The organism is Actinoplanes sp. CA-030573 (genome assembly GCF_050951115.1).
Taxonomy (GTDB): Bacteria; Actinomycetota; Actinomycetes; order Mycobacteriales; family Micromonosporaceae; genus Actinoplanes.
This window is the reverse complement of record NZ_CP192038.1, coordinates 4,133,370-4,160,012: the sequence shown is the minus strand read 5'-3', so window position 1 is coordinate 4,160,012 and position 26,643 is coordinate 4,133,370. Positions and strand designations below refer to the sequence as shown.

At 71.0% G+C, this 26,643-nt stretch carries 29 protein-coding genes; 16 read left to right on the top strand and 13 right to left on the bottom strand.

Annotated elements, in window-relative coordinates; translation table 11 throughout:
* Nucleotides 1–1,335, bottom strand: coding sequence for an ABC transporter substrate-binding protein (locus ACQP2F_RS19305; protein WP_433305895.1), 1,335 nt, complete (start codon nt 1,333–1,335; stop codon nt 1–3).
* A 10-nt stretch (nt 1,336–1,345) separates the two neighbouring features.
* Entirely contained in the window at nt 1,346–2,851 is a 1,506-nt protein-coding gene (locus ACQP2F_RS19300; RefSeq protein WP_433305893.1) for an alpha-N-arabinofuranosidase, read from the bottom strand.
* A gap of 108 nt (nt 2,852–2,959) precedes the next feature.
* Here ACQP2F_RS19300 and ACQP2F_RS19295 point away from each other — a divergent pair, with 108 nt between their 5' ends.
* Nucleotides 2,960–3,979, top strand: a complete 1,020-nt coding sequence (locus tag ACQP2F_RS19295) for a LacI family DNA-binding transcriptional regulator (protein ID WP_433305892.1) — start codon at nt 2,960–2,962, stop codon at nt 3,977–3,979.
* Nucleotides 3,976–5,013 (top strand): LLM class flavin-dependent oxidoreductase, encoded by a 1,038-nt coding sequence (locus ACQP2F_RS19290; protein ID WP_433305891.1) that lies wholly within the window; start codon nt 3,976–3,978, stop codon nt 5,011–5,013. Before ACQP2F_RS19295 ends, ACQP2F_RS19290 begins: the two co-directional genes overlap by 4 nt.
* Before the next feature lie 78 nt (nt 5,014–5,091).
* On the opposite strand, the gene ACQP2F_RS19285 is transcribed toward ACQP2F_RS19290, so the two are convergent.
* The 3 genes from ACQP2F_RS19285 to ACQP2F_RS19275 all read right to left on the bottom strand — a co-directional run bounded on the left by ACQP2F_RS19285 (nt 5,092) and on the right by ACQP2F_RS19275 (nt 6,926).
* Complete coding sequence (locus ACQP2F_RS19285; protein WP_433305889.1) at nt 5,092–5,298, bottom strand: hypothetical protein; 207 nt, start codon at nt 5,296–5,298, stop codon at nt 5,092–5,094.
* 102 nt (nt 5,299–5,400) lie between these two features.
* Complete coding sequence (locus ACQP2F_RS19280) at nt 5,401–5,778, bottom strand: nitroreductase family deazaflavin-dependent oxidoreductase (RefSeq protein WP_433305887.1); 378 nt, start codon at nt 5,776–5,778, stop codon at nt 5,401–5,403.
* A 161-nt stretch (nt 5,779–5,939) separates the two neighbouring features.
* Complete coding sequence (locus ACQP2F_RS19275) at nt 5,940–6,926, bottom strand: hypothetical protein (RefSeq protein ID WP_433305885.1); 987 nt, start codon at nt 6,924–6,926, stop codon at nt 5,940–5,942.
* A gap of 119 nt (nt 6,927–7,045) precedes the next feature.
* Between ACQP2F_RS19275 and ACQP2F_RS19270 the strand changes: the two genes are divergently transcribed.
* A complete protein-coding gene (locus ACQP2F_RS19270; protein WP_433305884.1) occupies nt 7,046–7,324 on the top strand; it encodes a hypothetical protein in 279 nt (92 codons plus the stop codon).
* 17 nt (nt 7,325–7,341) lie between these two features.
* Here the strand turns inward: ACQP2F_RS19270 and ACQP2F_RS19265 are convergent, their stop codons facing one another.
* Nucleotides 7,342–9,123, bottom strand: coding sequence for a sigma-54-dependent Fis family transcriptional regulator (locus ACQP2F_RS19265; protein WP_433305882.1), 1,782 nt, complete (start codon nt 9,121–9,123; stop codon nt 7,342–7,344).
* 113 nt (nt 9,124–9,236) lie between these two features.
* Here ACQP2F_RS19265 and ACQP2F_RS19260 point away from each other — a divergent pair, with 113 nt between their 5' ends.
* The 9 genes from ACQP2F_RS19260 to ACQP2F_RS19220 all read left to right on the top strand — a co-directional run bounded on the left by ACQP2F_RS19260 (nt 9,237) and on the right by ACQP2F_RS19220 (nt 18,530).
* The gene (locus ACQP2F_RS19260; protein ID WP_433305880.1) at nt 9,237–9,497 is read left to right on the top strand and encodes a hypothetical protein; all 261 of its coding nucleotides are present in this window, start codon (nt 9,237–9,239) and stop codon (nt 9,495–9,497) included.
* Between the two features lie 70 nt (nt 9,498–9,567).
* A complete protein-coding gene (locus ACQP2F_RS19255) occupies nt 9,568–11,217 on the top strand; it encodes a methane monooxygenase (protein WP_433305878.1) in 1,650 nt (549 codons plus the stop codon).
* The gene (locus tag ACQP2F_RS19250) at nt 11,217–12,251 is read left to right on the top strand and encodes an NADH:ubiquinone reductase (Na(+)-transporting) subunit F (protein WP_433305876.1); all 1,035 of its coding nucleotides are present in this window, start codon (nt 11,217–11,219) and stop codon (nt 12,249–12,251) included. Before ACQP2F_RS19255 ends, ACQP2F_RS19250 begins: the two co-directional genes overlap by 1 nt.
* Nucleotides 12,251–13,420 (top strand): toluene hydroxylase, encoded by a 1,170-nt coding sequence (locus ACQP2F_RS19245; protein WP_433305875.1) that lies wholly within the window; start codon nt 12,251–12,253, stop codon nt 13,418–13,420. The genes ACQP2F_RS19250 and ACQP2F_RS19245 overlap by 1 nt, the downstream gene beginning before the upstream one ends.
* A complete protein-coding gene (mimD, locus tag ACQP2F_RS19240) occupies nt 13,417–13,803 on the top strand; it encodes a propane 2-monooxygenase effector subunit MimD (RefSeq protein ID WP_433305874.1) in 387 nt (128 codons plus the stop codon). The genes ACQP2F_RS19245 and mimD overlap by 4 nt, the downstream gene beginning before the upstream one ends.
* Before the next feature lie 5 nt (nt 13,804–13,808).
* Nucleotides 13,809–14,879, top strand: coding sequence for an amidohydrolase family protein (locus ACQP2F_RS19235; protein WP_433305872.1), 1,071 nt, complete (start codon nt 13,809–13,811; stop codon nt 14,877–14,879).
* Nucleotide 14,880: 1 nt separating this feature from the next.
* A complete protein-coding gene (locus tag ACQP2F_RS19230) occupies nt 14,881–15,579 on the top strand; it encodes an iron-sulfur cluster assembly protein (RefSeq protein WP_433305870.1) in 699 nt (232 codons plus the stop codon).
* A 14-nt stretch (nt 15,580–15,593) separates the two neighbouring features.
* Nucleotides 15,594–17,288, top strand: coding sequence for a chaperonin GroEL (gene groL / locus ACQP2F_RS19225; protein ID WP_433305868.1), 1,695 nt, complete (start codon nt 15,594–15,596; stop codon nt 17,286–17,288).
* Complete coding sequence (locus ACQP2F_RS19220) at nt 17,289–18,530, top strand: Nramp family divalent metal transporter (RefSeq protein WP_433305866.1); 1,242 nt, start codon at nt 17,289–17,291, stop codon at nt 18,528–18,530. It abuts the gene before it with no gap.
* On the opposite strand, the gene ACQP2F_RS19215 is transcribed toward ACQP2F_RS19220, so the two are convergent.
* Complete coding sequence (locus ACQP2F_RS19215) at nt 18,527–18,757, bottom strand: hypothetical protein (protein WP_433305864.1); 231 nt, start codon at nt 18,755–18,757, stop codon at nt 18,527–18,529. The two genes, ACQP2F_RS19220 and ACQP2F_RS19215, sit on opposite strands and share 4 nt — an antisense overlap.
* A gap of 99 nt (nt 18,758–18,856) precedes the next feature.
* A complete protein-coding gene (locus ACQP2F_RS19210; RefSeq protein WP_433305862.1) occupies nt 18,857–19,345 on the bottom strand; it encodes a hypothetical protein in 489 nt (162 codons plus the stop codon).
* Between the two features lie 43 nt (nt 19,346–19,388).
* Here ACQP2F_RS19210 and ACQP2F_RS19205 point away from each other — a divergent pair, with 43 nt between their 5' ends.
* Genes ACQP2F_RS19205 through ACQP2F_RS19195 form a run of 3 tightly spaced genes read left to right on the top strand, consistent with a single transcriptional unit; the run spans nt 19,389 to nt 21,213 of the window.
* Complete coding sequence (locus ACQP2F_RS19205; RefSeq protein WP_433305860.1) at nt 19,389–20,372, top strand: hypothetical protein; 984 nt, start codon at nt 19,389–19,391, stop codon at nt 20,370–20,372.
* Nucleotides 20,333–20,596, top strand: a complete 264-nt coding sequence (locus tag ACQP2F_RS19200; RefSeq protein ID WP_433305858.1) for an ATP-binding protein — start codon at nt 20,333–20,335, stop codon at nt 20,594–20,596. Before ACQP2F_RS19205 ends, ACQP2F_RS19200 begins: the two co-directional genes overlap by 40 nt.
* A complete protein-coding gene (locus ACQP2F_RS19195) occupies nt 20,593–21,213 on the top strand; it encodes a response regulator (protein ID WP_433305856.1) in 621 nt (206 codons plus the stop codon). Before ACQP2F_RS19200 ends, ACQP2F_RS19195 begins: the two co-directional genes overlap by 4 nt.
* 8 nt (nt 21,214–21,221) lie before the next feature.
* Here ACQP2F_RS19195 and ACQP2F_RS19190 read toward each other — a convergent pair whose 3' ends face one another.
* The 3 genes from ACQP2F_RS19190 to pabB form a co-directional block, all read right to left on the bottom strand.
* Nucleotides 21,222–21,806, bottom strand: coding sequence for a cadmium resistance transporter (locus ACQP2F_RS19190; RefSeq protein ID WP_433305854.1), 585 nt, complete (start codon nt 21,804–21,806; stop codon nt 21,222–21,224).
* A complete protein-coding gene (locus ACQP2F_RS19185; protein WP_433305853.1) occupies nt 21,803–22,597 on the bottom strand; it encodes an SAM-dependent methyltransferase in 795 nt (264 codons plus the stop codon). Before ACQP2F_RS19185 ends, ACQP2F_RS19190 begins: the two co-directional genes overlap by 4 nt.
* A gap of 65 nt (nt 22,598–22,662) precedes the next feature.
* The gene (gene pabB / locus ACQP2F_RS19180) at nt 22,663–23,871 is read right to left on the bottom strand and encodes an aminodeoxychorismate synthase component I (protein WP_433305851.1); all 1,209 of its coding nucleotides are present in this window, start codon (nt 23,869–23,871) and stop codon (nt 22,663–22,665) included.
* A 196-nt stretch (nt 23,872–24,067) separates the two neighbouring features.
* Between pabB and sigJ the strand changes: the two genes are divergently transcribed.
* Nucleotides 24,068–24,997, top strand: coding sequence for an RNA polymerase sigma factor SigJ (gene sigJ / locus ACQP2F_RS19175; protein WP_433305849.1), 930 nt, complete (start codon nt 24,068–24,070; stop codon nt 24,995–24,997).
* On the opposite strand, the gene ACQP2F_RS19170 is transcribed toward sigJ, so the two are convergent.
* Both ACQP2F_RS19170 and ACQP2F_RS19165 read right to left on the bottom strand, forming a co-directional pair.
* Entirely contained in the window at nt 24,984–25,808 is an 825-nt protein-coding gene (locus ACQP2F_RS19170) for an alpha/beta fold hydrolase (RefSeq protein ID WP_433305847.1), read from the bottom strand. The genes sigJ and ACQP2F_RS19170 overlap by 14 nt on opposite strands.
* Before the next feature lie 100 nt (nt 25,809–25,908).
* A complete protein-coding gene (locus tag ACQP2F_RS19165; RefSeq protein ID WP_433305845.1) occupies nt 25,909–26,589 on the bottom strand; it encodes a hypothetical protein in 681 nt (226 codons plus the stop codon).
* Between the last annotated feature and the right edge of the window lie 54 nt (nt 26,590–26,643).

The window sequence follows — 26,643 nt, the reverse complement described above, 5'->3', positions numbered from 1 at the left end:
TCAGGCTCCGTACTTCTTCTTGTTGTCGGCCAGGATCTTGTTGGCCTTGTCCGCGGCCGCGTTCAGCGCAGCCGCCGGGTCCTGCTTGAGCAGCACCGCGCTCTGCACGCCGGTGTAGAGCTGGGCGAGCGCGTCGCCGATGCCGGCCACCGACGGCGGGAAGTGGGTGAACTGCACGTCGGCCGCGAACGACTGGAGAGCCGTCATGGCCTTGAACTCGGCGCCCTGGGCGAGGTCGTTGCGGGCCGGCACCTTGGCGCTCTTGGCCCAGGCCGCCGCCTGCTGGGTGAACCAGTTGATGAAGAACCGGCTCGCGTTCGCCTTGTTGGCGTCGTTGTCCTTCTTGCGCGGCAGCACGAACTGGTGGCTGTTGCCCCAGACGCCGCCGGTCGAGCCGATCTTCGGGAGCGGGGCGGTGCCGATCTTGTACGTGGTCAGCGCGGCCACGTCGTTGACCTGCCAGATGCCCTGCCAGTTGAAGACGTTCTTGCCGTTCTTCAGCGCGATGTAGTCGGCGTCCTGGCCCACGTTCTTCGGGCTGTAGCCGTTCTTGACCAGGTCGACCATCCAGGTCAGCGCCTGCACGCCCTGGTCGGAGTTCCAGGTGGCGCTGGAGCTGTCGGCGCTGAACACGTCCCCGCCGAACTGCCAGAGCAGCGACTCGAACTGGAAGCCGCCGGTGAACTGGAACGGCGAGACCCACGAGCCCTGGATGCCCTTGGACTTCAGCGTGTCCAGCTGGCTCATGTACTCGTCCTTGGTGGTCGGCGGCTTGTTCGGGTCGAGGCCGGCCTTCTCCATGACGGTCTTGTTGTAGTACAGGCCCAGGTTGTGCACGTCGATCGGGATGCCGTACCGCTTCTGCTGGTAGACCCCGCCGTTCCAGACGGCCGGGGCGAAGTCGGACTCCTTGAGCCCGAGCGCGGTCGCCACGTCGTCGATCGGCACGATGACCTGCTGCGCGGCCTGGGTCGGGATGTCGTCGATGTGCATGGCGGCCACGTCCGGGCCGTTGCCGCTCTGCACGGCCGCGGGCAGCTTGGTGAAGAAGTCGGCCCACTGGAAGACGTTCATCTTCACCTGGACGTTGGGGTTGTCCTTGTTGAACTGGTCGACCATGGCCTGCGCGGTCTGGCCGTCGCTGCCGGTCCAGCCGTTCCAGAAGCTGACGGTCACGTTCGGGCCGCTGTAGCTGGCGCCGCCGTTGCCGCCGGCCGGGGCGGCGGTCGGCTTGGTCGAGGTGCCACCGCAGGCGGCGAGGGCGAGGGCGGAGCCGGCGCCGCCGGTCAGGGCGAGGAACCGGCGACGGGAGAAGGCACTGGCGGAGGGGGTCATCAGGAGCTCCTTATTCGGGCGCGGAGATTTCGAGGACGTTCCAGGAGGCGGGAGGGAGGGTCACGGTGATCTGTCCGGTCTGTTCCCCGCCCGCGATCACCCGGGGGACGATCCGGTCGGGGTTCTGCTGGGTGTTGGTGGCGCGGTGGTCGTCGTCGCTGAGGACGTGGTGGGCGCGCAGCGTCGCGCCGGGCAGCGCGCGCAGGTCGACGGTGAGCTCGATCGGCTCGGCGCGGTCCCGGTTGACCGCGAACAGGGCGGCGCTGCCGGACCCGGCGTCGTAGCTGGCGGCCGCGGTCAGGGCCGGGACGGCGCCGTACTTCTTCGTCTCGATCGACGGCGCCACCGGCTCGACCCGCAACGCCTCGCCCCGGGCGAACCGGGCGGCCTGGGCGAACGGGTGGAAGATGGTCTGCCGCCAGGCGGGGCCGCCGGGCTCGGTGCGGATCGGGGCGATGACGTTGGCGAGCTGGGCCTGGGCGCCGATCGCCACCCGGTCGGCGTGGCCGATCAGCGAGATCAGGTACGTGCCGACAACCAGGGCGTCCACCACGCTGTACTCGTCCTCGATGAGCCGGGGCGCCTGCTGCCACTCGAGAGCGGACTCGCCCGGGAAACGGTCCGCGTACCACACATTCCATTCGTCAAACGAGATCCGCAGCTTCTTCTCGCTGCGGGTCTTGGCCCGGACGTGGTCGGCGGTGGCCACGACGTCGTCGATGAACGCATCCATGTCGACGGCCGAGGCCAGGAAGCTGTCGGTGTCGCCGTCGTGCTCCTGGTAGTACGCGTGCATCGAGATGTAGTCGACCTGGTCGTAGCACTGCTCGAGGACGGTCGCCTCCCAGGCGCCGAACGTCGGCATCTGCCGGTTGGAGCTGCCGCAGGCCACGAGCTCGACGCTCGGGTCGAGGCGGCGCATGGCCCGGGCGGTCTCCGCGGCCTTGCGGCCGTATTCGGCGGCGGTCTGGTGGCCTATCTGCCAAGGCCCGTCCATCTCGTTGCCGAGGCACCACAGCTTTATCCCGTACGGCTGGAGGTCGCCGTTCTTGATCCTGCGGTCCGACATCTCGGTGCCGCCGGGATAGTTGCAGTACTCCAGCAGGTCGAGCGCCTCCGGCAGGCCACGCGTGCCGAGGTTGACGGCCATCATCGGCTCCGCGCCCAGCCGGCGGACCCAGGCCATGTACTCGCTCAGGCCGAACTGGTTGGTCTCGATCGAGCGCCAGGCCAGGTCGAGCCGGGTCGGCCGGGACTCGCGGGGGCCGACGCCGTCCTCCCACCGGTAGTTGGAGACGAAGTTGCCGCCCGGGTAGCGCACCAGGGTCACCCCCATCTCCCGGGCCAGCTCGAGCACGTCCTGCCGCAGGCCGAGGTCGTCGGCGCGCGGGTGACCGGGCTCGAAGACGCCCGTGTAGACGCAGCGGCCCATGTGCTCGACGAACGAGCCGAAGAGCCGGCGATCGATGGAGCCGATCCGGAAGGCCGGATCGAGGGTGAGGCGGGCGACGTTCAACTGACCTCCCAGGTCGTCGATGCCCTTGGTTTTACAACGTTGTTTACTACGTTGTAAAGAGCCAGAAACGCGGTTTACTATCCTGGGACCATCGATTGGGGGCCGCCGGTGAGCGCCAGCATCAAGGACGTCGCGCTGCGCGCCGGTGTCTCGGTCAAGACGGTGTCGAATGTGATCAACGACTTCCCCTTCGTCTCCGAGGCCACCCGGGCGAAGGTGCGGGCCGCCCTCGACGAGCTCGACTACCGCCCCAACCTCTCGGCCCGGTTGCTGCGCGGCGGGCGTACGGGCGTGGTCGCCCTGGCCGTCCCCGAGATCGCGTCGCCCTACTTCGCCGAGCTGGCCGCCCAGTTCGTCCAGCAGGCCAAGGGGCACGGCTGGACGCTGCTGATCGACGAGACGCAGGGCGCCAAGGACAACGAGCGGGTGGTGCTCGACGGCATCAAGTCGCACCTGGTCGACGGCCTGATCGTCAGCCCGCTTGCGCTCACCGCCAAGGAGGTCGACCAGCGCCGCGACCGCACTCCCCTGGTGCTGCTGGGCGAGCGGCTCGTGCACGCCCCGGTCGACCACGTGACCATCGACAACGTGGCCGGCGCCCAGGCCGCGACCGACCACCTGGTCGCGCGCGGCCGCACCCGGATCGCCGCCATCGGCAGCCAGCCGCACGTCTCCGGCGGCACCGCGGCGCTGCGCCTGCGCGGCTACCGGGCGTCGCTGCGGGCCGCGAAGATCCGCTACGACGCGTCGCTGGTCGTGCCGGCCAAGAGCTACCACCGCCCCGACGGCTACGCGGCGATGAACGTGCTGCTCGACCTGCCGCATCCGCCGGACGCGGTGTTCTGCTTCAACGACCTGCTCGCGATCGGCGCGCTGCGGGCCCTGCACGAGCGCGGCCGGTCGGTGCCCGGCGACGTCGCCGTGATCGGCTTCGACGGCATCGAGGAGGGTGAGTTCCACACCCCCACGCTGAGCACGATCCGCCCGGAGAAGGGGGAGATCGCCCGCCTCGCGCTGGCCATGCTCGAGCGGCGCATCACCGAGGGGCCGGCGACCTCGCCCCAGGAGGCGTACGCGCCCTTCCAGCTGGTCGTCCGCCAGAGCACCGGAGATACGCTCTCCGGGTGACCTCCGCTGTCCGCAAGAAGATCGGCTTCCTGTCCTTCGGCCATTGGCGCAACGTGGCCGGCTCGCAGACCCGGACCGCCGCCGACGCGCTGCTGCAGACCATCGAGCTGGCCGAGGCGGCCGAGGATCTCGGCGTCGACGGCGCGTTCGTCCGGGTGCACCACTACGAGCGCCAGCTGGCGTCGCCGTTCCCGCTGCTGGCGGCGATCGCGGCCCGCACACGCCGGATCGAGATGGGCACCGGCGTCATCGACATGCGCTACGAGAATCCGCTCTACCTGGCGGAGGAGGCGGCGGCGACCGACCTGATCAGCGGCGGCCGCCTCCAGCTGGGCGTCAGCCGAGGCTCCCCGGAGACGGCGCTGAACGGCGCGTACGCCTTCGGCTACGTCCCGCCCGAGGGTGAGTCCGCCGCCGATCTGGCCCGCGCCAAGACCAAGATCTTCCTCGAGGCCATCGCCGGCGCCGCCGTGGCCCGCACCGACCCCGCCCGCACCGGCGGCGTCAGCGGCGGCCTCGCCATCCAGCCGCAGTCGCCCGGCCTGCGCTCGCGCATCTGGTGGGGCGCCGGCACCCGGCAGACCGCGCAGTGGGCCGCGGCCGAGGGGATGAACCTGCAGAGCTCGACCTTGCTGTCGGAGGACACCGGCGTGCCGTTCGACCAGCTGCAGGCCGAGCAGATCGCGCTCTACCGCGCCGCGTTCGCCGAGGCCGGCCACTCTTTCACGCCGCGGGTGTCGGTCTCCCGCAGCGTCCTGCCGATCACCGAGGAGATCGACCGGATCTACTTCGGCGACCAGGAGCAGGAGGACCAGATCGGCTTGCTCGAGGGGGTCCGCTCACGCTTCGGCCGCACGTACGCCGGCGAGCCCGACCAGATCGCGACCGAGCTGGCCGCCGACGAGGCCGTGCGGGCGGCCGACACCGTGTTGTTCACGGTGCCGAACCAGCTCGGGGTCGCCTACAACGCCCGCATCCTGGAGACGATCGTCAAGCACATCGCGCCCGCCATCGGCTGGCAGCCACCCGCCTGACCTCCGCCCGCGCCGGCGTCCGCTTTCTCGGCGCCGGCCGCGGCGGCGCCGGCCGCGGCGGCGTCAGACGCGGCGGCGTCAGCCGCGCCGGCGCAGCGGGCGCCGGACGCGCAGGGCCGCCCGCGTGAAACGTGCCTGGCCCGGCAGATACCGCTGGAACCGGCGGCGGCGGCGGCACGGCTCCGGCTCGCGGGGCGGCTCGTACCGCGGCGGCGGCCCACCACGGAAGATCGCCGGCCCGGGACGGCGGTACTCCCGCAGCGGCGGCGTGAGAATCATCAGCACATGCCGATCGTTGCGCGGCGACCGCCTTCGCGCCACCGGTTATCGCGCGGCCGGCGCCCGGCGTCACCGCGGCCGATCCGGATCGGCCGCGGTGGGGCGGCGTCAGGCGAACGTGACCTCGACCAGCGGGCTGCCCGCCACCCAGACCTCGGGCTCGTTCCCCGGCCTGCTGGTGAAGTCGCCGAGTGGGGCCAGCACGCCGGCGAAGACCTTCTCGCGCTCGGCCCGGTCGGTGATCGGGCGGGCGGTCGCCGGCAGGTCGGCGGTCGCCGACTCCTTGAGGTGGAACGTGAACCGGGGATTCGCGACGAGGTTGGCGTACCAGTCGCGGGGACGGCCGGGGCTGCCGGTGATGTAGTACCGGCCGTCGTACCGGTGGAACCAGATCTCGATCCGGCGCGGTTCGCCGGTCCTGCGCCCGGTGGTGGTGATGTCGATGACCCGGTCCCGAGCCAGCGCCGCGGCGGTCTCGTCGCTCATGTTCGCTGCTTTCGTCGATGTGATCCAGCGTCGGATCAAACCTCCGGCGCTCCCTCCGCTATTTCCGCCGCGGCCATATTTCTGCAAATTCGATGGGAGATAAAGGCTGCGAGGGTCACGCCCGCGGTCGCCGGGCGGCGCTGCCGATGGCAGCGCACTCGTCATCCGTCGGGGAACGGCTGGAGCGCTATCCCGTGGCCGGTCTCGCGCATGCCGAGCTCGTACGCGGCGGCTCCCCGGCAGGTGAGCGTCTTCGGCGGCCGGCCCCTGCGCTCCACCGTGAGATCGAGGTCGGCGATCGAGCAGTTGACGGTGTTGTGCTCCGGGCCCACCGGGTCGGCGTAGACCCAGCCGACGAACTTCCGGGCGTCCGCCGACACGCGACCGCGGACCCGCACGTCACCGCCGCCGAGCTCGAACTCGCATGCGGTGGGACTTTCGTTCACCCTGGTCGAGCAGCCTCCCCGGAGGCCGCCGAGCCGGTGCGGGACGCCATCCAGATGCAGCACCGCGTTGGCGGCCCACGGCGTGGTCAGCGATCCCAGCCGGATGCGCCCGAGGCCGGCGTCGAAGAAGCCGCCGGCCTCGCGGAACTCGTTCGCCTGCAGCCAGATCCAGCGCTCGGCATGCTCGGCGCCCCAGTTGTGGCCGACCGTGCCCGGCCAGTCGTCGAGCACCACCGGCTCGCCGTTCACGGTCATCGAGCCCGAGACGCGGACGTCCGGGTGCGGCGAAAGCAACTTGGTCCTCGGCAGCGGGGTGCGGTACAGGAAGTCGTACGGGAGATGGCGGAACACCGCGGCGCGGTCGGTGTAGGTCAGCTCCCAGTCGACCGCGACGCCGGGGACGGCGATGGCGCCCCGCGCGGCGCCCGGCGTCAGGGACGCCTCCCCGACGCGGAGGTAACCGCCGGGCGGAGCTTCGACCGCATCGGCGGGAAATGTCGCCTTGGCCGCGACGGGGGCGGGCGCGCCGGCGTCGAACATCGTGAACCACACGGATCCGGTCAGGGCCTCGCCGGGTCGCTTGTGGGTCGTGCAGCGGATCCATACCGCGCGCCCGCCGCCGGGACGGGTGGCCTTGAGGAAGAAGCTCTCGTAGTGGCCGGCCGCGGGACCGGCCGACGGGAAGCGCGCTTCGGTACGCATGGGGCTCAACCTAATCGGACCGCGACTCACTCGATCGATCGCTTCCCTTCGGAGCCCCCGATACGGGAAGATGGTTGCGTCGGTTGTTGCGTCGATTTGCCGGAACGCGAAGTGATCTCATGGATCAGGAAACCGTTGCCGAGGCCGGAGCCCGCCTGCGCGCGGACGCCGCGGCCGACGCCCAGGCGGCTGCCGGCGTGGCCCGCGACCGCGCCCGGCGGGCCCGGCTGCCGGGGAACCAGCGCGCCGGGCTGGGACGCCGGGCACCGGGCGCCAATGCCGCCCGGCCGGCCCCCCATACGGCCCGGGCCGACGGCGGCAGGGAAGGCGATGGCGGCAGGGAAGGCCGCGACGGCAGGAAAGGGGACAACGGCAGGGAAGGGTTGGACCAGGCCTGAGTCGGCCCGGCCGTGCCTCACTTGGCCGGGGCCACGATCCCGTACTCGTGAATCTTGCGGTAGATGGTCGCGCGGGACATGCCCAGCGCCGCCGCCGCCTTGATCTTGTTGCCGTCCCAGTCGGTCAGGCTGCGCACGATCGCGTCGCGCTCCATCGCCTCCAGCGGGCTGAGCAGGCGGCGGCTCACCGTGCGGCACTCCGGCGGCAGGTCGCCGGGACGGATCTCGCCCGAGCGGCGATGCTGGACGATGTTGCGCAGCACCTGCCACAGCTGCTCGACGTTCCCGGGCCAGCTCGACCGGCTCAGCATCTGCATCGCCTCCGGCGAGCACGTCAGCCGGCCGTCCGGCACCAGCTTGGCCAGGAAGAACGGGACCAGCGCCGGCACGTCGTCGAGGTGGTAGCGCAGCGGCGGCAGCTCGACCGTGCTCGGGAAGAAGCGCAGCAGGTCGGCCAGCTCGCTGCCGTCGTGGCGCTGGCTCAGCGTGACCGCCACCCACGGCGTCGGGTCCGGGCCGGAGCGGGCCTTCTCCAGCGTCTGCGCCAGCGACCGCAGGGTGTGGCCGCTGAGCCGGTCGGCGTGCCGGATGACCAGCGCGCCCTCACCCTCGCGCAGCTCGCGGCGAACGTCGGCGAGCCAGCCACGGCCGGCCGACGCCGCGTCGAGCACGGCGAAGTGCGCACCGGGGCTGTCGTGCTGGTGCACCGCGCGGATCACGGCCAGCTTGCCGACCCCGGCCTCGCCCTCCAGCGCCAGCCACTCGCCCGCCGCGTGCACCGATTTCACCTGGTGACAGCCGCGCAGCCAGAGACCACCGGACCCGACGAGCCCGGGCAGGAACATCCGGGGCGACGGGGCGACATCCAGCCGTACGCCCGCGCGCTGTTCCGCCAGTTTGACATGCACGACGCCGCCGGTCGGCCCGCCCTCGCCGCGCACCGGACGGCAGAACATCCGGGCCTTCACGCCGCTCGGCAGCTCCACCGTCGGCGAGGCGGTCGGGTTGCGCCCGGCCAGCGTCTCGGCCGCCCGCGCCAGCAGCACCTCCTGCTCGGCCGGGTCGAGGGCGTGCCGCGCGTTGTCGTTCATCATCACGACGTCGTTGTTCAAGGCGAAGACGATTCCCGCCGTACGCCGGCAGGTGCGCAGGTATTCCTGCAGGAGCTCCAGCTCACGGATCCCGCTGTCGGCCAGCAACGCCTGCTGGATCTGCCCCGCCGTGGTCTTGGCCAGGGTGAGCAGCAGCGGGTCGGCGTCCTTGCGCCAGCAGGTGAGGTCGACCGCGCCGACCGTCTTGCCGGAGATCGGGTGGTGGATCGGCACGCCCGCACAGGCCAGGTCCTCCAGGTGCTCGGCGTAGTGCTCGTGGCCGAAGACGTGCATGGGCCGGCCGCCCTCGAGCGCGGTGCCGATCCCGTTGGTGCCCACGAACTCCTCGGCGTAGCTGAAGCCGGGGGCCAGGTTGACCCGGTCGAGGTGGGCGTCGAGGTCGCGGCCGGCGTCCATCCGGGTCAGCACCAGGCCGGCCTGGTCGGTCAGGATGATGCTGATCGGCTGGCCGTCGAGATGTTCGCGCAGATGGCGCAAGACCGGTAGGGCGCTGCGGGTCAGCGGCGTGTCGAGGTCGGGGTCGCGCATGTAGGCCAGGTCGATCCGGTCGGCGGCCACGTTCCATCGCCGGGACCGCCACCACGAGGCCAGGATCGCGTCCCGTACCTGATGAGGGTCCACTTCCTCGGCCGTCAGGAACTGCTCGCGCGTGCGGGCGAGACCGTCGCTGTCACTGGGCTGCGGCATGGGTCGGGCTCCCTTGCCAGCTGTTACAGACTGGTTACACCGTACGCGCCGGCCCGCATCGAACCGTCTCAAGTTGAGACCCCAATCCGGTCGGGCCGCGATGGACTCAGGCGATGGAGCCGGCGCCCGAAACGTTCAACCCGTGGACCGTCGTCAACGTGGTCTTCCACCATCTCGCCTCGGTCGGGCTGCACCCGGTGCTCGGCGGCGCCGACCCCGGGCCGCCGGCCGCCGCGCTGCTGCGCGCGTTCGGGATCGAGCCGGCCGCGGAGGGCGACCGCCAGGTGGGCGAGAACGTCAAACGCCACCTCGCGGAGATCCGGGCCGCCGTGTTCGGAGACGAGCCGGGAGAAAGCGGGCCTGACTCAATCTGAGACCGCAGAAACCCGCGAGCTGGGATGTGATCTCCGCTGAGGGACGCCGCCAAGGATGAGGAGTTGACTCATGAGTCGGCAGAGCGTGGCCAGGGCTCATCAGAAGATCCAGGAACTGTCCTGGGAACCGATGTACCACCAGCCGGTCTCGCAGTACGGAACGGACTACACGTTCCGCAAGGCACAGAAGAAGGACCCGCTCAAGCAGGTGCTGCGGTCGTACTTCCCGATGCAGGAGGAGAAGGACCACCGGGTCTACGGCGCGTCGGACGGCGCGATCCGCGGCAACATGTTCCGCCAGGTGCAGGAACGCTGGCTGGAGTGGCAGAAGCTGTTCCTGTCGATCATCCCGCTGCCGGAGATCTCGGCGGCCCGGGCGATGCCGCTGCTGTTCCGCAACGTGCCCAACCCGGAGCTGCACAACGGCCAGGCGATCCAGATGATCGACGAGGTACGGCACTCGACGATCCAGCAGAACCTCAAGCGCCTGTACATGAACAACTACATCGACCCGGCGGGCTTCAACTCGAGCCTGCGCAACTTCCAGAACGACTACTGCGGCACGATCGGGCGTCAGTTCGCCGAGGGCTTCATCACCGGCGACGCGATCACCGCGGCCAGCATCTACCTGACCATCGTGGCCGAGACGGCCTTCACCAACACGCTGTTCGTCGCGATGCCGGCCGAGGCCGCCGCGAACGGCGACTACCTGCTGCCCACCGTCTTCCACTCGGTGCAGTCCGACGAGTCGCGGCACATCAGCAACGGCTACGCGACGCTGCTGATGGCGCTCGCCGACGAGGGCAACCACCAGCTGCTCGAGCGCGACCTGCGCTACGCCTGGTGGAACAACCACCGCGTGGTGGACGCCGCGATCGGCACGTTCATCGAGTACGGCACCAAGGACCGGCGCAAGGACCGCGAGTCGTACGCCGAGATGTGGCGCCGCTGGATCTACGACGACTACTACCGCAGCTACCTGGTCCCGCTGGAGAAGTACGGCCTGGTCATCCCGCACGACCTCATCGAGGAGGCGTGGAACCAGATCTGGAACAAGGGCTACGTGCACGAGGTGGCCCAGTTCTTCGCGACCGGCTGGCTGGCCAACTACTGGCGGATCGACCCGATGACCGACAAGGACTTCGAGTGGTTCGAGTACAAGTACCCGGGCTGGTACGACCGCTATGGCAAGTGGTGGGAGAACTACAACCGGCTGTCGACGCCGAACGGGCACCACCCGATCGTCGCCGAGGACGTGGACTACCAGTACCCGCACCGCTGCTGGACCTGCATGGTCCCGTGCCTCGTGCGCGAGGACATGGTGATGGCCGAGGTCGACGGCCAGTGGCGCACGTACTGCCACGAGGCCTGCCGCTGGACCGACGCCGAGGCGTTCCGGCCGACCTTCCAGGGCCGCAACACCCCGAACATGGGCCAGCTCATCGGCGCCCGTGAGTGGGAGACGCTCTACCACGGCTGGAACTGGGCCGACGTGGTCTCCGACATGGGCTTCGTCCGCGACGACGGCAAGACCATGGTCGCGCAGCCGCACCTGCACCTGGACGACCCGAAGAAGATGTGGACGCTGGACCACCTGCGCCGGATGGGCCCGCTGCAGAGCCCGAACGTGCTGCTCAACCAGATGACCGACGAGGAGCGCGCGGCGTTCCACGCCTCGTATGTGCGGGGCGGCCCCGCCGGACGTTACGCACGCGACTGATGGGCGACAAGCACCGGGTGCGGTTCGAGCCGGTCGGCATCGAGATCGAGGTCGACGAGGAGCAGACCGTGCTGCGCTCCGCGTCCGAGCAGGGGCTGATGCTCATGCACGGGTGCAAGGAGGGCCAGTGCGCGGCCTGCAAGTCGTTCGTCCTCGACGGTGACGACATCGAGCTCGACCGGTACTCCACGTTCGCGCTGCCCGACTACGAGAAGGAGGAGGGCTACACGCTGCTCTGCCGGGCGCACGTGTACGAGGACGTGACGATCGAGCTGCTCAACTTCGACGAGGAGATGATCCGCTCGGGGCTGCCCATCGTGAACGCGGTGGCGGAGGTCGTGTCGATCACTCCGGTGACCCACGATCTCCGGCACCTGGTGCTGCGGCTGATCGAGCCGGCCGAGGTGACCTTCTTCCCGGGCCAGTACATGGACATCAAGGTGCCCGGGACGGAGATCACCCGGTCGTTCTCGATGGCGACGACGTCCGGGAAGAATCTCGAGTTCGTCATCAAGGTCTATCCGGACGGGATCTTCTCCTCCTATCTGGACAAGAAGCTGAAAGTCGGCGACCGTCTCGACCTGACCGGGCCGTTCGGGGTGTTCACCCTGCGCGACGCGCCCGACAAAGACCTGGTCTTCGTGGGCGGGGGCGCCGGCCTGGCGCCGATCCTGGCGCTGCTGCGGTCGATGGCCGAGCGCGGCATCGACCGTAGGGCCGTCTTCTACTACGGCGCCCGGACCGCGAAGGACCTCTGCTTCGTCGCCGAGATCGAGGCTCTGCGCGAGAAGCTTCCCGGCTTCCGGTTCGTGCCGGCACTCTCCGAGCCGGTGGCCGGCGAGGACTGGGACGGTGAGGTCGGTTTCATCACCGACGTGCTCAAACGGTACGAGGTCGATCTGAGCGGCGCACACGCGTACCTCTGCGGTCCGCCCCCGATGGTCGAGGCGGCCATGCCGCTGCTGGCCATGCTCGGCGCGCCCGAGAAGCACATCTACTACGACAAGTTCACGACCACAGGTGGGGAGGACTGATGACGACCGCGACGGAACGCAGCGTTCCCAAGCCCGTCTTCACCGACGCCGAGGCCGGCGCCAAGGAGTTCCCGGACTCGGGCGCGCGCCGGTTCAACTACTTCGTCCCGCAGAAGCGCAAGCAGACCCACTACGAGGACGTCACGGTCGAGGTGCAGCCGGACCCGCGGCACTACCTCAGCCAGGGCTGGCTCTACGGATTCGCCGACGGCCGGGGCGGTTACCCGCTGGAGTGGACCGCGCTGAAGGCCTGGGGCAGCGACCGCCCCGAGCCGACGCGCAGCCCGGGCTCGGGCGGCAAGGGCTACGACTGGCCGGCGCACGGCTGGCACGAGTTCCGCGACCCGAACGAGGAGTGGGAGCTCTCGCTCTACCGCTACAACGCCAACGTGGTGCGGCAGGTCAACGCGAACGTGGACGCGGCCAAGCAGGCCAAGGCGTTCGACCAGTGGAACCCGAACTGGGTGCGGTTCGTCTCGCAGCACGTCGGCGCGTGGATGCACGTCGACCACGGCCTCGGGCTGTACCTGTTCGCCAACGCCAACCGGCGCGGGCCGACCAACATGCACAACACCGCGATCGCGGTGAACAGCATGCACCTGATCCGGGCCGCCCAGGACCTGGCGCTCTACCAGCTCACCCTGGACGACGAGATCGAGGGCTTCTCCGGCGCCGCCCACCTGGAGACCTGGAACTCCGACCCGTCCTGGCAGGGCGTGCGCGACCTGGCCGAGCGGCTGACCGGGATCGACGACTGGGCCGAGGCGATCTTCGCCGCCAACATCGTGTTCCAGCCGCTGATCGGCGAGCTGTTCCGCAGCCAGCTGGTGATGCAGGCGGCGCCGCGCAACGGCGACTTCGTCACCCCGACGATCGTCGGCGCCGAGGAGTTCGACTTCTCCGAGCGCGACTTGCGGTACACCATGGCGATCTTCGATCTGCTCACCAACGACCGCGAGTTCGCCGAGCACAACAACCGGATCCTGAACGGCTGGCTGGCCAACTGGGTCGGGCTGACCGTTCCCGCCGCCCGGGCGATGCAGCCGCTGTGGTCGCAGCCGGACAGCAAGCCGATCCGCTTCGAGGACGCGCTGGACCGGGTCAAGAGCCGGTTCGCCGGCCTGGCCGAGGACCTGGGCCTGGAGATTCCCAAGGAGCTGGAGCGATGACGCAGTTCAAGTCCGCTTTCAAGACAGCCGAGAGTCCTTTCAAATCCAACAGCTCGGCGTCCAACATGTGCGGCTTCACGCTGATGAACAACCAGGTCGGCGTCGTGGTGGCCGAGGTGATGAGCGGCAAGCCGAACGTCCGGGTGACGCCGCTGCCCTCGATGATCCGGGTCGACGCGACGGGCCGGATGGACGTCGTCTACGACGAGGTCTCCGAGGCGCTCGGCGAGGAGTCCGGCTACTTCGACGCGGCCCAGTTCGAGGAGAACATGTCCACCCACTACGGCCGGATGATCCACGAGGACGACCGCACGATCATGTTCGCCAACCCCGAGGACGCGGCCGAGTACATCGGCTTCGACCTCACCCCCGAACGGAGGTAGCCGCTTTGTACGAGAAGGACGGGGTGAAGTACTTCGTCGTCGACAGCCACATGCACTACTGGAACGCGGCGCCGGACAACTGGGTGCCGGGGGCCGAGCAGTACGCCAAGGGCTGGATCGAGTGCTTCCACGCGTACCAGGGCCTGGGCCCGGCCGAGACGCACTGGCCGATCGAGAAGTTCATGGCCTACACCGAGGACGACCTGATGAAGGACGTCTTCACCGACGGCTATGTCGACGTGGCGATCTTCCAGCCGACGTACCTGACCGAGTGGTACAAGGAGGGCTTCAACACCACCGAGCGCAACGCCGCCCTCGGCGAGAAGCACCCGGGCAAGTTCATCGCGAACACCCGGTGGGACCCGCGCGACGGCGACGACGGGCTGAAACGGCTGGCCGAGAACGTCGACCGGTACGGCAGCAAGGGCGTGAAGCTCTACACCGCGGAGTGGAACAACGGCTCCCGCGGCTGGACGCTGAAGGACCCCGGCGCGTACCGGTATCTGGAGAAGTGCCAGGAGCTGGGGATCAAGAACATCCACGTGCACAAGGGCCCGACGATCTGGCCGCTGGACAAGGACGCCTTCGACGTCTCCGACGTCGACCACGCGGCGACCGACTTCCCCGAGCTGAACTTCATCGTCGAGCACGTGGGCCTGCCGCGGATCGAGGACTTCTGCTTCATGGCGACGCAGGAGCCGAACGTCTACGCCGGCCTGTCGGTGGTGATCGGCGGGCTCATGCACGCCCGGCCGCGGTTCTTCGCCAAGGTGATGGGCGAGCTGCTGTTCTGGGTCGGCGAGGACAAGATGACCTTCGGCAGCGACTACGGCATCTGGGAGCCGAAGTGGCAGATCGAGGGCTTCGTCGACTGGGACTACCCGGGGAGCGAGTTCGACGACTACCCGCGGGTCACCACCGCCACCAAGAAGAAGATCCTCGGGCTCAATGCGGCCAAGTTGTACGGCATCGACGTCCCGGCGGAATACCAGCTCGGCGCGGGCGAGGGGACCCCGGCGTCCCGGGACGACTCCGTGGGGGTCAGTTCCGAGTCGCCGGCGGCCTCTCTCGGGTGAGATGACCGCCGCCACCGTGGGGTCGCGCATCCTGGCCGCTCTGGCCCGGGTGCGCGACCCCGAGCTGGACGAGCCGATCACCACGCTCGGCTTCGTGGCGTCGGCGTCGATCGGCGCGGACGGCACGGCCGAGGTGCACCTGCGGCTGCCGACGTACTTCTGCGCGCCCAACTTCGCCTACCTGATGGTCGCCGACGCCTACGACGCGGTCTCCGCGCTCGACGAGGTGCGCCGGACCACGGTGATCCTCGACGACCACTTCGCGTCCGGCGCGATCAACGACGGGGTCGCGGCGCGGTCCGGCTTCGTGGGGTCGTTCGAGGGTGAGGCGGTCGACGAGCTCGACTCGCTGCGCGCCGACTTCCTGCGCAAGGCCGTGCTGGCCGGCACCGACACCGTGTGCCGCCGGTTGCGGCTGTCGCCCGCCCACCTGGCGGCCGTCGTCCTGGGCGACCTGCCTCCGTCCGAGGCGCTGGACCGGCTGCGGCGTCGGCGCCGGGAGCTCGGCCTGCCCGCCGGCGACGACGACCTCCTGCTCATCGACCCGCTCACCGGCGCCCCGATCGGCGCCGACTCGGTGCCGCTGCATCTGCGCAAGGCGCGTCTGACCCGGACCAGCCTCGACGCGAACACCGGCATCTGCCGCGGCATGCTGCGGCACCGCTACTCGACCGACGGCGAGGGCGAGGAAGCCCTTTAAGGAGACGACCACCGATGGCCAAGGAACTTCGTTTCGGCGCGGACGCGCGAACCCTCCTGCAGACCGGCGTCGACAAGCTGGCCGAGGCGGTCAAGTCGACGCTCGGGCCCAAGGGCCGCAACGTCATCATCGAGAAGATCACCGGCTCGCCCGTGGTCACCAACGACGGCGTGACGATCGCCCGGGAGATCCACCTCAAGGACCAGTTCGAGAACATGGGCGCCCAGCTGGTCAAGGAGGCGGCGATCAAGACCAACGACATCGTCGGCGACGGGACCACGACCGCGACGGTGATCGCCCAGGCGATCGTCCGCGAGGGCATGTCGGCCATCGGCCGCGGCGCGAACCCCGTACTGGTGAAGCGCGGTGTTGATCTTGCCGTGGACCGGCTCGTCGACCGGTTGCGCACGGCGGCCCGCCCGGTGAGCAGCGAACCGGAGCTGACCCGGGTGGCGGCGATCTCGGCCAACGACGACGACGTGGTGGGCTCGGTGATCGCGAAGGCGCTGCACACGGTCGGCGACGGCGGCATCGTGACCGTCGAGGAGTCGCAGCGGCACGGGATGAGCGTCGACTTCGTGGAGGGCTTCGAGTTCGACAACGGGTACCTGTCGCCCTACATGGTGACCGACCCGGGCCGGCTCCAGGCGATCGTCGACGACCCGTACATCCTGCTCTGCAGCGAGAAGATCACCAAGGTGCAGCAGCTCATGCCGCTGCTCGACAAGATCATGCGGGCGCCGCGGCCGCTCGTCATCATCGCCGAGAACGTCGAGGGCACCGCGCTGTCGATGCTGACGCACAATCACGTCAACGGCATCTTCCAATGTGTGGCCGTGCGCGCGCCCGGCTTCGGCGACCGGCGGCTGCACAAGCTCGAGGACATCGCCGCGATCACCGGCGGCGCCGTCTACAGCCGGCACTCCGGATTCACCCTCGAGACCATGACGCTCGACCAGCTCGGCCGGGCCGACCAGGTGCGGGTCGAATCGGAGCGCACCGCGATCGTCGGTGGCGGCGGCTCCCCCGAGGACATCGACTTCCGGGTCACCCAGCTGCGGGCCGAGCTCGAACGGGCCACCTTCGGCGCCGACGAGGACGTGCTGACCGAGCGGATCGGCGCGCTGACCGGCAAGGTCGCGGTGATCCATGTCGGCGCGCCGACGCCGGCCGAGCTCAAGGAGCTGCAGCACCGGGTCGAGGACGCGCTGTCGGCGACCCGGGCGGCGATGGCCGAGGGGATCGTGGCCGGCGGCGGCGCGGCGCTGCTGCACGCCGCGGACGCGCTCGACGGCCTGGAGATCAAGGACGAGGACTACCTGACCGGGGTGGAGATCGTCCGGCGGGCGCTGCCCGAGCCCACGTTCCTGATCGCCACCAACGCCGGCTTCTCCGGCCAGGAGGTGGTCACCCGGGTGACCCAGCTCGGCGCCGACGAGGGCTTCGACGCGCTGCAGGGCCGGTACGGGAACATGATCGACATGGGCATCGTCGACCCGTTGCGGGTGGCCCGCTCGGCCCTGCAGAACGGCGCGTCGGTCGCCGGCCTGCTGCTCACCACCAACACCCTGGTGGCCGAGGAGCAGACGCCGTGGGGCGGCAGTCCCGCGCTGATGACCGAGATCGGCGAGCTCGACGAGGGTCTGCGGCAGCCCTCGCCCGACGCCAGCACCCCGCAGTCGCTGGGCCTCGGCCCCTCGGTCGCGTAGATGAGCGTCGCGGTACCCGAGTCCGCATTCCGCCAGATGCGGGCTCGGGGTTCCATCACCCTGCTCGGCCCCGCCTTCGTCGCCGCCGTCGCCTACGTGGATCCCGGCAACTTCGCCACCAACTTCACCGCCGGCGCCCACTTCGGCTACACGCTGGTCTGGGTCATCGTCGTGGCCAACCTGACCGCCATGCTGGTGCAGTACCTGTCGGCCAAGGCCGGCGTGGCCACCGGGCGCGACCTGCCCGAGCTGTGCCGCGAGCATCTCCCCCGGCCGGTCTCGCTCGGCCTGTGGGCGCAGGCCGAGATCATCGCGATGGCGACCGACCTGGCCGAGTTCCTGGGCGCGGCGGTCGGGCTCTACCTGCTCTTCCACGTGCCGTTGTTCCCGGCCGGGCTGCTCACGGCGCTGGTCGCGTTCGGCATCCTGGCGCTCGAGCAGCGCGGCTACCGCCGCTTCGAACTGGCGATTGCCGGCCTTCTCGGCATCGTCCTGCTCGGTTTCCTGTACGACCTGGTCGTGGTCGGTGCTTCCCCGTCGGGCGTGGCATCGGGGCTGGTGCCGCGGCTGGCCGGCGGCGACAGCCTGCTCCTGGTCTGCGGCATCATCGGCGCGACCGTCATGCCGCACGTGGTCTACCTGCACTCCGCGCTGACCAAGTCCCGGGTGGCCTGCCGCGACGACGGCGAGCGCCGCGAGCTGCTCCGATTCCAGCGCCTCGACGTGCTGATCGGCCTCGGCGCGGCCGGCCTGATCAACCTGACCATGCTGGTGGTCGCGGCCTCGCTCTTCCACGGCACCGGTTCCCTCTCGGGGGATGCCATCCAGTCGGCGCACGACGGCCTCGGCCGCATGGTCGGCGGCGGTGCGGCGCTGGCCTTCGCGGTGGCGTTGCTCGCCTCCGGACTTTCCTCCTCGAGCGTCGGCACGTACGCGGGCCAGATTGTCATGCAGGGCTTCATCCGGCGACGCATCCCGCTGTTCGTCCGCCGCGCGGTGACGATGGCGCCCGCCCTCACGGTGCTGGCGCTGGGCCTGCCGCCGACCGACAGCCTGGTCATCTCCCAGGTCGTGCTGTCGTTCGGCATCCCGTTCGCCCTGGTCCCGCTGCTGCTGGTGACCCGGCGACGGGACATCATGGGCGTCTTCGTGAACTCGCGCCCGACGACCGTCACCGCCGGGCTCATCGCCGCCCTGATCATCGGGCTGAACGCGTACCTGCTGTGGGAGGTGTTCTTCTAGGCAGCGGCGAGGCCGGCCAGGCCGATCACCGTGAGGGCCGCGCAGAGCACGAGGAAAGCCGTGTTGTGCGCGGTCCACCAGCGGATGCGGGTCTGCACGTAAGCGGGCACCTCGTCGGCCCGCACCACCCGCAGCGCCACCAGGTTGAGCGCCGCCACCAGCATGCCGAGCGCGCCGAGCCCGGCGACCATCCCGGCTACCTGCGCGAACGTGGTCGGATCCGCCATGGGCTCATGTAACTCCGGGCCGATGGCGGTTCGTGTCTCACTCTGAGACGGAAGGCCGCCTCCCCGCCTCCCCGGCGAGGCGGCCTCGGGCCCCGGCTCTCAGCCGATGATCGCTGAGAGGCCGCCGACGATCGTGGCCACCACGACCAGGACCGCGACCACGAAGCCGACGATGCCGAAGCCGCGGGCCGCCCCGGTCAGCGGCGTGCCGCCCTTCGTGAGCCCGGCCAGCCACGCCGCCGCGGCGCCGAGAACGGCCGGTGCGCCCGACCAGAAGAGCGGCGCCGAGATCAGCGCCAGCGAGCCGAGCACGATTGCGCCGACTTTGGCCTTCGCCGGGTCGCGCACCAGCGGCAGGGCAACGGCGAGGGCCAGGATCAGGCCGGCCACCCCGACCACCGAGATGCTGACGATGCTCTCGATCGGGCCCTGGGGCCGATGGGGATCGGTGTCGGTGAACGCGATCTCGGCCAGCTGGAAGCCGATGTTGAGGACGGTGGAGAGCAGGAAGGCGCTTCCGACCAGGATCGGGCCGGAGACGCCGCGGCTCGTACGGACGCTGCTGGTGGCGGTGGTAGTGGTGGACATGGCTGATGCCTCCGTTCGACGGCGGTGCGGTGATGCGTCCACCGTGGCGGCGCGAGCGTCCCGGGCCGGCATCGCGCCGGGCCTGCTCGGCTTCACCGGCGACACGGTTCCCTCCGCGGCCGTGCGCGCCCTGGGCTGGCCCGCCTTCGGCCTCGCCGGGGCACTTCTGCTCGACCGCGATCCGCGGTCGCGGCCCGGTCGCACGCTGGCCGCGCTGGCCGCCGTCCCGGCCGTGGTGGCGCTCAGCGCCGGGCGGGCCGGCTGGGGCCGGATCGAGGCACGCTGGGAGCTTCTCGGCCTCGCGCCCGTCGTCGCCGCGTTCGCGCTGATCGCCTGGGCGATGGACCGTCCCGCCGACCGGATGGCCCGGCGCCGCTTGATCTGGTTCGTCCTCTGGTCCGCCGTGCTGGTCGACGCCGGAATCGCCGCTGCCACGATCGCCTGCGGGGCCGGAGTGGGCACCCTGCTGCGGGTCATCGGCACCCGGACCGGGCTGCCCAAGCCCGACCTGTCCGGCGCGTTCGCCGCGGTCGTCACGACCGCGCTCGTGCTTCCCGGCGGTCTGTGGCTGCGCCGTGCCTACGTGCAGCGCCGCTACGGGCGTGGCGAGCTGACCCCGGCCGACGTCGCCGAGATCACCGCCGACCTGCACACGCTGACCGACGCCCGCGAGCTGCTCGGCAAGGCCGCCGCGATGGTCGCGACGGCCAGCGGCCACCGCCGGGTGGGGCTGGTGCTCGGCCCGGACGAACCCGAAGAGGGTGTGCTGCATCCGCTGGTCGTGGGCGGCGACCGCTGCTGGAGGCGCTGGCCGCCGAGCTTGCCGACTGCCGCGGCGACCTGCGGCGGATTGTCTCCGGCCTGGCTCCCTCGGTGCTCGCCGACGGCGACCTGGCCGGGGCCCTGGGCGCGCTGGTCGGCTCGTTCGACGGCACCGGTCCGGCCGTCACGCTGGCGGTCTCGCTCGACCGCGCGGTCTCCCCCGAGGTGGCAGTCGCGGTCTACCGCTCGGTGGCCGAGGGCGTGACGAACGCCCTGCGGCACGCCCGGGCCGAGCGGGTGACCGTGTCGGTGCGCGGCCTCGCCGGCGGGGGCGTCGTCGCCGAGGTCGGCGACGACGGCGAGGGCGGACCCATCGCGTACGGCGTGGGCCTCTCGTCCCTGCGCCGGCGTGCCGAGGAGCTGGGCGGCGTCCTCGACGTCACCGCCGGCGGAACCGGGACCCGGCTTCGGCTGGAGCTGCCGGCATGATCGGGGTGCTTGTGGTGGACGACCACCCGATCGTCCTCTCCGGTCTCGCCGCGCTTATCGAGTCCGACGGCGGCCTGTCGCTGGTGGCGGCCGCCAGATCGATGACCGAGGCTCTGGCCGTGACCACCGAGCCGGCCGTCGCCCTGCTCGACGTGAACCTCCCCGACGGGGACGGCATCACCCTGGGCGCCACCCTCAAGCGGCGCTGGCCGGCCCTGCGGGTGGTCGTCTTCACCATGCACGCCGGCGACCGGTTCGTGGTCCGCAGCCTGGGCGCGGGACTGGACGGTTACCTGCTGAAGGACTCCGACCCGGACGACGTGCTGGCCGCCATCCATGCCGCCGCCCGCGGCAGCATGGTGATCGGCCGCGGCGCCCAGGCCGCAGTGGTCGCCGCCGCGGCCGCCGCCCCGCCGCCCGGCGCGCTGGCCGCCCTCGACTCCCGCGACCTGGAGATCCTCGAGCTACTGGCTCAGGGCCTGACCACATCCCAGGTGGCGGCCCGCCTGTTCCTGGCGCCCAAGACCATCCGTAACCGGGTCTCGGAGATGCTCGGCAAGCTGGGCGTCGCCACCCGCGAGGAGGCCATCGCCCTGGTCAAGCGGGCCCGGCCGTAGGCCCGCCGCTATCCGCCGAGCAGGATCAGCAGGCCGATGGCGATCAGCACGACCGGCAGCAGGATGTGGCCCCAGCGGCCGAGCGCCTTCGCGATCACCGGCCGGGTGGCGAAGAACCGGCCGGCGGCCACCCACACGGCGACCAGGGCCAGGAAGACGACCACGTAGACGGCGGTGCCGCCGGCGCCCGCGGTGGCGAAGACCGGCACGTACACGCCGATGTTGTCGCCGCCGTTGGCGAAGGTGACCGAGGCGACCTCGAGCATGCCCGGCGTCCGGGGCGCGGCCGGCGCGTCCGGTTCGCCGTCGCCGTCCCGGCGCCACGCCTGGATCGCGGCCTTGACCCCGAGCGCGATCGGCAGGAGCCCGAGATAGGGCAGGACCTCGTCGGGCAGCAGCGTCGCCCCGAACGCGGCGGCGACGGCCACGGCCAGGATCCCGGCGAAGCCCAGGTACTGGCCGGCGGCGATGTTCCGGGTCGTCCGCGCCTGCCCGGCGCCCCGCGCGAAGAACAGCGCGAGCACGAGGATGTCGTCGACGTTGGTGACGGCGAACAGGACCACCGCCCGCCCGGCGAGCACCGCCCCGTTCACGGCTTACGGGCCGCGGCCACCCAGATGTTGATGTCGGACCGCTCGGGGATGACGGTGCCCGGCTCGGGACGCCACTCGCTCGCCGGGACGATGCCGGGCTCGACCAGCTCGAGGCCCTCGAAGAGGGTGGCGAACTCGTCCCTCGAGCGGGTCCACACGTCGGACTTGCCCTCGTCCAGCAGCTGCTGGTAGAGGCGCTGCTGCTCGGGGGTGCCGAAGTCGCTGGTGGCGTGGGTGGCGACCAGGTAGCTGCCGGACGGCAGCGCCCCGACCAGCCGGCGCACGATGGGGGCGGCGGCGCCGTGCCCGCGGATGAAGTGCAGGACCGCGATCAGCATCAGGCCGACCGGCTGCGACATGTCCAGGGTGTCGGCGACGGTCGGGTGGCGCAGGATCGACGCCGGGTCGTTCAGGTCGGCCTCGATGTACGCGGTGCGGCCCTCGGGGCTGCTGGTGAGCAGCGCCCGGGCGTGGACCATGACCATCGGGTCGTTGTCGACGTAGACGACGCGGCTCTCGGGAGCCACCGACTGGGCCACCTCGTGCGTGTTGTCGGCGGTCGGCAGGCCGGTGCCGATGTCCAGGAACTGACGGATGCCGGCCTCGGCCGCGAGGAACCGGGTCGCCCGCTGCAGGAAGGCCCGGTTGGCCAGCGCGCCCAGCCGGACCTTGGGAAACAGGGCCTCGAGCTGGTCGCCGGACTCCCGGTCGGCCGCGAAGTGGTCCTTGCCGCCGAGCCAGTAGTTGTAGCGCCGGGCCGGGTGCGCCACCGTCGTGTCGAGGTCGTCCACACGCGAATGGTAGTTCACATTCGATCAAGGCCGGAGGCCACGTGCGGGTGACATGACACGAACGGTCACACGTACGCCTCCTGGCCGCGCGGGTTCAGCACCGCCGTCTTGGCCAGCAGCTCGGCCCGCTCGGCGGCCGCGTCCGATCCCCACGTGATGCCGCCGCCCGCGCCGTAGGTGGCTGTTCCGGAACGGCGATCCACCATTGCCGTACGGATGGCGACGTTGAACCGCGCCCTGAACTCCGCGGCCGGGGGCGCCACCATGCCGACCGCCCCGCAGTAGACGCCGCGCGGCCCGCTCTCCAGGTCGCGGATGATGCCCATGCTGCGAGCCTTGGGCGCGCCGGTCACCGAGCCGCACGGGAAGAGCGCCCGGAAGACGTCGGCCAGCCCGGTTCCCGGCCGCACCGACGCCGCGATCTCGGAGACCATCTGCCACACCGTCGGGTAGGCCTCGAGCGCGAACAGCTCGGTCACCTCGACGCTGCCGACGGTGGCGACGCGCGACAGGTCGTTCCGCAGCAGGTCGACGATCATCAGGTTCTCGGCCTGCTCCTTGGGGCTGGCCCGCAGCCGCTGCGCCCGCTCGGCGTCGTCGGCCGGATCGGCGCCGCGCGTCGTGGTGCCCTTCATCGGCCGCGTCCGGATGCGGTCGCCGGTCCAGTCGAAGAAGAGCTCCGGGCTGGCGCTGGCGACAACGAAACGACCCAGGTCCAGGTACGCGTTGAAGGCCCCACCCTGGGCGCCGGCGATCTGCCGGTAGAGGTCGAACGGGTCACCCGTCGCCGCCGCGCGCAGCCGGTCGGTGAGATTGCACTGATAGGTGTCCCCGGCCGCGATGTGCTCGCGGACCCGCTCGACCGCCCGCGCGTGCTGCTGGTCGGTCCACGCCGGCGCCCACTCGAGAGCACCCGCCCCGGGTTGCCTCGCCTCCTCTAGAGCGCCCGCCCCGGGCCGCCTCTCCCCCGGCGAGGCCCGGTCCGGTGCGATCGGCGGCACCGGCGCCGGCGGACCGCCCACGCCGAACCACACCAGCGGCGGATCGCCGGCGGCCGGAGCGGCCACGACCAGGGCCGGATCGAACGCCGGCGCGGCCTCGTAGGAGACGTAGCCGTAGGCCCACTCCCCCGCGGCGGTCAGCCGCTCGACCTCGGCCAGCGCCGCGGGCACGTCCGCCGGGCGGCCGGCGGCGATCACCCGGCGCGGCGGCGGGAAGGCGAGCGCCCGTCCCGTGACCAGGTCGTCGAAACGGGCTCGGCGGTGGGCCGTCACAACTCCGAGCTCCTCTCGCCAGGGCGTCGCCACTCCGGCCGGCGCGCTCACCGGTCCCCGGGAACTATCTCGCCGAGCCGCTCCGGAGCGGCGCGTTTGTGGCGGATGACACGAGATGGTTACGTGCACGAGTCCGCGCATACTGGGCGGGCGGCGCTTCGCGTCACGTTTCGAGCCGCCGCGTCGTCGGAGGGACATGACCGACCCGGGACTGGCCGCGATCATGAGTGAGCGCCGGCAGCTGATCAACCTGGCCTACCGGCTGCTGGGCTCGCTGGCCGACGCCGAGGACGTGGTGCAGGAAACCTACGCGCGCTGGTACGCCCAGGCGCCGGCCGACCGTGACGCCGTCGGCAACCCCGGCGGTTGGCTGACCCGGGTCGCCGGCCGCATCTGCCTCGACCAGCTGAAGTCGGCACGCGCCCGCCGCGAGCGATACGTCGGCGCGTGGCTGCCGGAGCCGGTCCCGTCACCCGGCGCCGCACCGGACGATCCGGCCGATCGCATCACGCTCGACGAGTCGGTGAGCATGGCGTTCCTGGTGGTGCTGGAGGAGATGACCCCGGCCGAGCGGGTCGCGTTCGTGCTGCACGACGTGTTCGGCTACCCGTTCGCCGAGGTGGCCGAGATCGTCGGGCGCACACCGGTGGCCTGCCGCCGGCTGGCGTCCACGGCCCGCAAGCGGATCGCCGCTTCGCATCCGGGCGTGCCCCGCCCGGGCGCGGCGCAAAGCGCGGCCGAACCGCGCGCGGCCCAAGGCGCTCAGGAGCAGGCGCGGGTGGTGCGGGCGTTCAAGCGGGCGTGGGAGGCGCGGGACATCGGCGCTCTGGTCGGGCTGCTCGATCCGGACGCGGTCATGGTCGCGGACGGGGGCGGGCAGGTCCGGGCGGCGCTCCGGCCGATCGAGGGGGCCGATGCGATCGCGCGCTACGCCGTGGATCTCGCGCTGTTCGCTCCGGGATTGACGCTCTCCGAGCGTACGGTCAACGGCCGCGCCGGCATTGTCGCCCAGCGCGAGGGAAACACCGCGGCCGTCATCGCCGTCGAGGTCGCGGACGGCCGGATCACCCGGATCTGGGCCGTCCGCAACCCCGAGAAGCTGCGGCCGTGGCTCAGGACCGGATGAACTCGAGCAGGTCGGCGTTGATGGTGTCGGCCTGGGTGGTGGGCATGCCGTGCGGGAAGCCCGCGTACGTCTTCAGCGTGCCGTTCTGCACCAGCTGCGCGGAGAGCGGGGCCGAGTCGGCGTAGGGCACGATCTGGTCGTCGTCGCCGTGCATGACCAGGACCGGAACGCTGATCTTCTTGAGGTCCTCGGTGAAGTCGGTCTGCGAGAACGCGACGATGCCGTCGTAGTGCGCCTTCGCGCCGCCCATCATGCCCTGGCGCCACCAGTTCTCGATGATCGCCTCGGACGGCTCGACGCCGTCGCGGTTGAAGCCGTAGAACGGGCCGGACGCGAGGTCGCGGTAGAAGACCGATCGGTTCGCGGCCAGGGCGCTCTGCAGGTCGTCGAAGACCTTCTTGGGCAGGCCGCCCGGGTTGGCCTCGGTCTGCACCATGATCGGCGGAACCGCGCTGATCAGCACCGCCTTGGCCACCCGGCTCTCGCCGTGGCGTCCGATGTAGTGGGCGACCTCGCCGCCGCCGGTCGAGTGGCCCACGTGGACCGCGTCGTGCAGGTCGAGGTGGGCGGTCAGCGCCGCCAGGTCGTCGGCGTAGTGGTCCATGTCGTGGCCGTCGCTCGTCTGCGTCGAACGGCCGTGGCCCCGCCGGTCGTGGGCGATGACGCGGAAGCCGTTGCGCACGAAGAACAGCATCTGCGTGTCCCAGTCGTCGGCCGACAGCGGCCAGCCGTGGCTGAACACGATGGGCTGCCCCGAGCCCCAGTCCTTGTAGAAGATCTCCGTGCCGTCGGTCGTGGTGATGTAACCCATCGTCTCCCCCTTCGGAGTGCTTCCTCACCGGAACCTATGCCGGTCCCGGCGCCGGGACCAGGGCGCGGGGACTTTGTGCGATCAGTGCCACCTTCGGTTGTCAGGAGGCCGCGGACGTGGCAATGGGAACGTTCACACCGCCGCCGGCCCGCGCCGGGCGTCGCAGCAGGACGACGCCGAAGGCCACCAGCCACACGCTCCAGAGGACGTAACCCACGAAGTTCAGGAGGTCGACGCCGGGCGCGCCGAGCGGCGACACGACGCCGGTGGCGATGAGGATCGCGGCGGCAGCGCCGAGGACGACGAACCACAGGCCGGCGAAGGCGCGGCCGAGCGCGGCCAGCACCAGCACCGTCCACGCGGCCGTCAGCGCGTAACCGAGCGTCTCGCCGATCAGCGTGCCGAGGACGTGATGGGCGGTCTCGAAGGCATCCCGGTCGCCGCGGGCGGCGTACCCGGGAACCAGGATCGCCCAGCGGGAGAGGCCCACCACCTGGACCACCGCGGCGGCGATCCCGATCGGCACGGCGGCGCGCATGACGCGGTTCGTCGCGAGGCGGCCGACGCCCACCGCGATCGGCGCGAAGAGAGCGGCCGAGAGCGCCAGCACGACGAACCAGCCGACGACGGCCGTCCGATGGGCGGTGAAGGCGGCGAGGATCTCGCCGGTGGGCTTTTTGAGGACGTCGGGATAGTCGAAGATCCGGCCGAGGGCGGTGAAGGCGACGTTGGTGAGCACGGCGGCGGCGAGGAGCAGCGCGGCGGTCAGCTTACGGTTCATGCCGCGACTCTCGCCGCAACGGCTGACGCTGCGCTGACGCAACCCGGCCTATGC

Coding starts and splice junctions, on each gene's coding strand:
- ACQP2F_RS19305 (WP_433305895.1), bottom strand. CDS start 1,335: ATGACCCCCTCCGCCAGTGCCTTCTCCCGTCGCCGGTTCCTCGCCCTG.
- ACQP2F_RS19280 (WP_433305887.1), bottom strand. CDS start 5,778: ATGAGCGACGAGACCGCCGCGGCGCTGGCTCGGGACCGGGTCATCGAC.
- ACQP2F_RS19275 (WP_433305885.1), bottom strand. CDS start 6,926: ATGCGTACCGAAGCGCGCTTCCCGTCGGCCGGTCCCGCGGCCGGCCAC.
- ACQP2F_RS19270 (WP_433305884.1), top strand. CDS start 7,046: ATGGATCAGGAAACCGTTGCCGAGGCCGGAGCCCGCCTGCGCGCGGAC.
- ACQP2F_RS19265 (WP_433305882.1), bottom strand. CDS start 9,123: ATGCCGCAGCCCAGTGACAGCGACGGTCTCGCCCGCACGCGCGAGCAG.
- ACQP2F_RS19260 (WP_433305880.1), top strand. CDS start 9,237: ATGGAGCCGGCGCCCGAAACGTTCAACCCGTGGACCGTCGTCAACGTG.
- ACQP2F_RS19255 (WP_433305878.1), top strand. CDS start 9,568: ATGAGTCGGCAGAGCGTGGCCAGGGCTCATCAGAAGATCCAGGAACTG.
- ACQP2F_RS19250 (WP_433305876.1), top strand. CDS start 11,217: ATGGGCGACAAGCACCGGGTGCGGTTCGAGCCGGTCGGCATCGAGATC.
- ACQP2F_RS19245 (WP_433305875.1), top strand. CDS start 12,251: ATGACGACCGCGACGGAACGCAGCGTTCCCAAGCCCGTCTTCACCGAC.
- mimD (WP_433305874.1), top strand. CDS start 13,417: ATGACGCAGTTCAAGTCCGCTTTCAAGACAGCCGAGAGTCCTTTCAAA.
- ACQP2F_RS19230 (WP_433305870.1), top strand. CDS start 14,881: ATGACCGCCGCCACCGTGGGGTCGCGCATCCTGGCCGCTCTGGCCCGG.
- groL (WP_433305868.1), top strand. CDS start 15,594: ATGGCCAAGGAACTTCGTTTCGGCGCGGACGCGCGAACCCTCCTGCAG.
- ACQP2F_RS19220 (WP_433305866.1), top strand. CDS start 17,289: ATGAGCGTCGCGGTACCCGAGTCCGCATTCCGCCAGATGCGGGCTCGG.
- ACQP2F_RS19215 (WP_433305864.1), bottom strand. CDS start 18,757: ATGGCGGATCCGACCACGTTCGCGCAGGTAGCCGGGATGGTCGCCGGG.
- ACQP2F_RS19210 (WP_433305862.1), bottom strand. CDS start 19,345: ATGTCCACCACTACCACCGCCACCAGCAGCGTCCGTACGAGCCGCGGC.
- ACQP2F_RS19195 (WP_433305856.1), top strand. CDS start 20,593: ATGATCGGGGTGCTTGTGGTGGACGACCACCCGATCGTCCTCTCCGGT.
- sigJ (WP_433305849.1), top strand. CDS start 24,068: ATGACCGACCCGGGACTGGCCGCGATCATGAGTGAGCGCCGGCAGCTG.
- ACQP2F_RS19170 (WP_433305847.1), bottom strand. CDS start 25,808: ATGGGTTACATCACCACGACCGACGGCACGGAGATCTTCTACAAGGAC.
- ACQP2F_RS19165 (WP_433305845.1), bottom strand. CDS start 26,589: ATGAACCGTAAGCTGACCGCCGCGCTGCTCCTCGCCGCCGCCGTGCTC.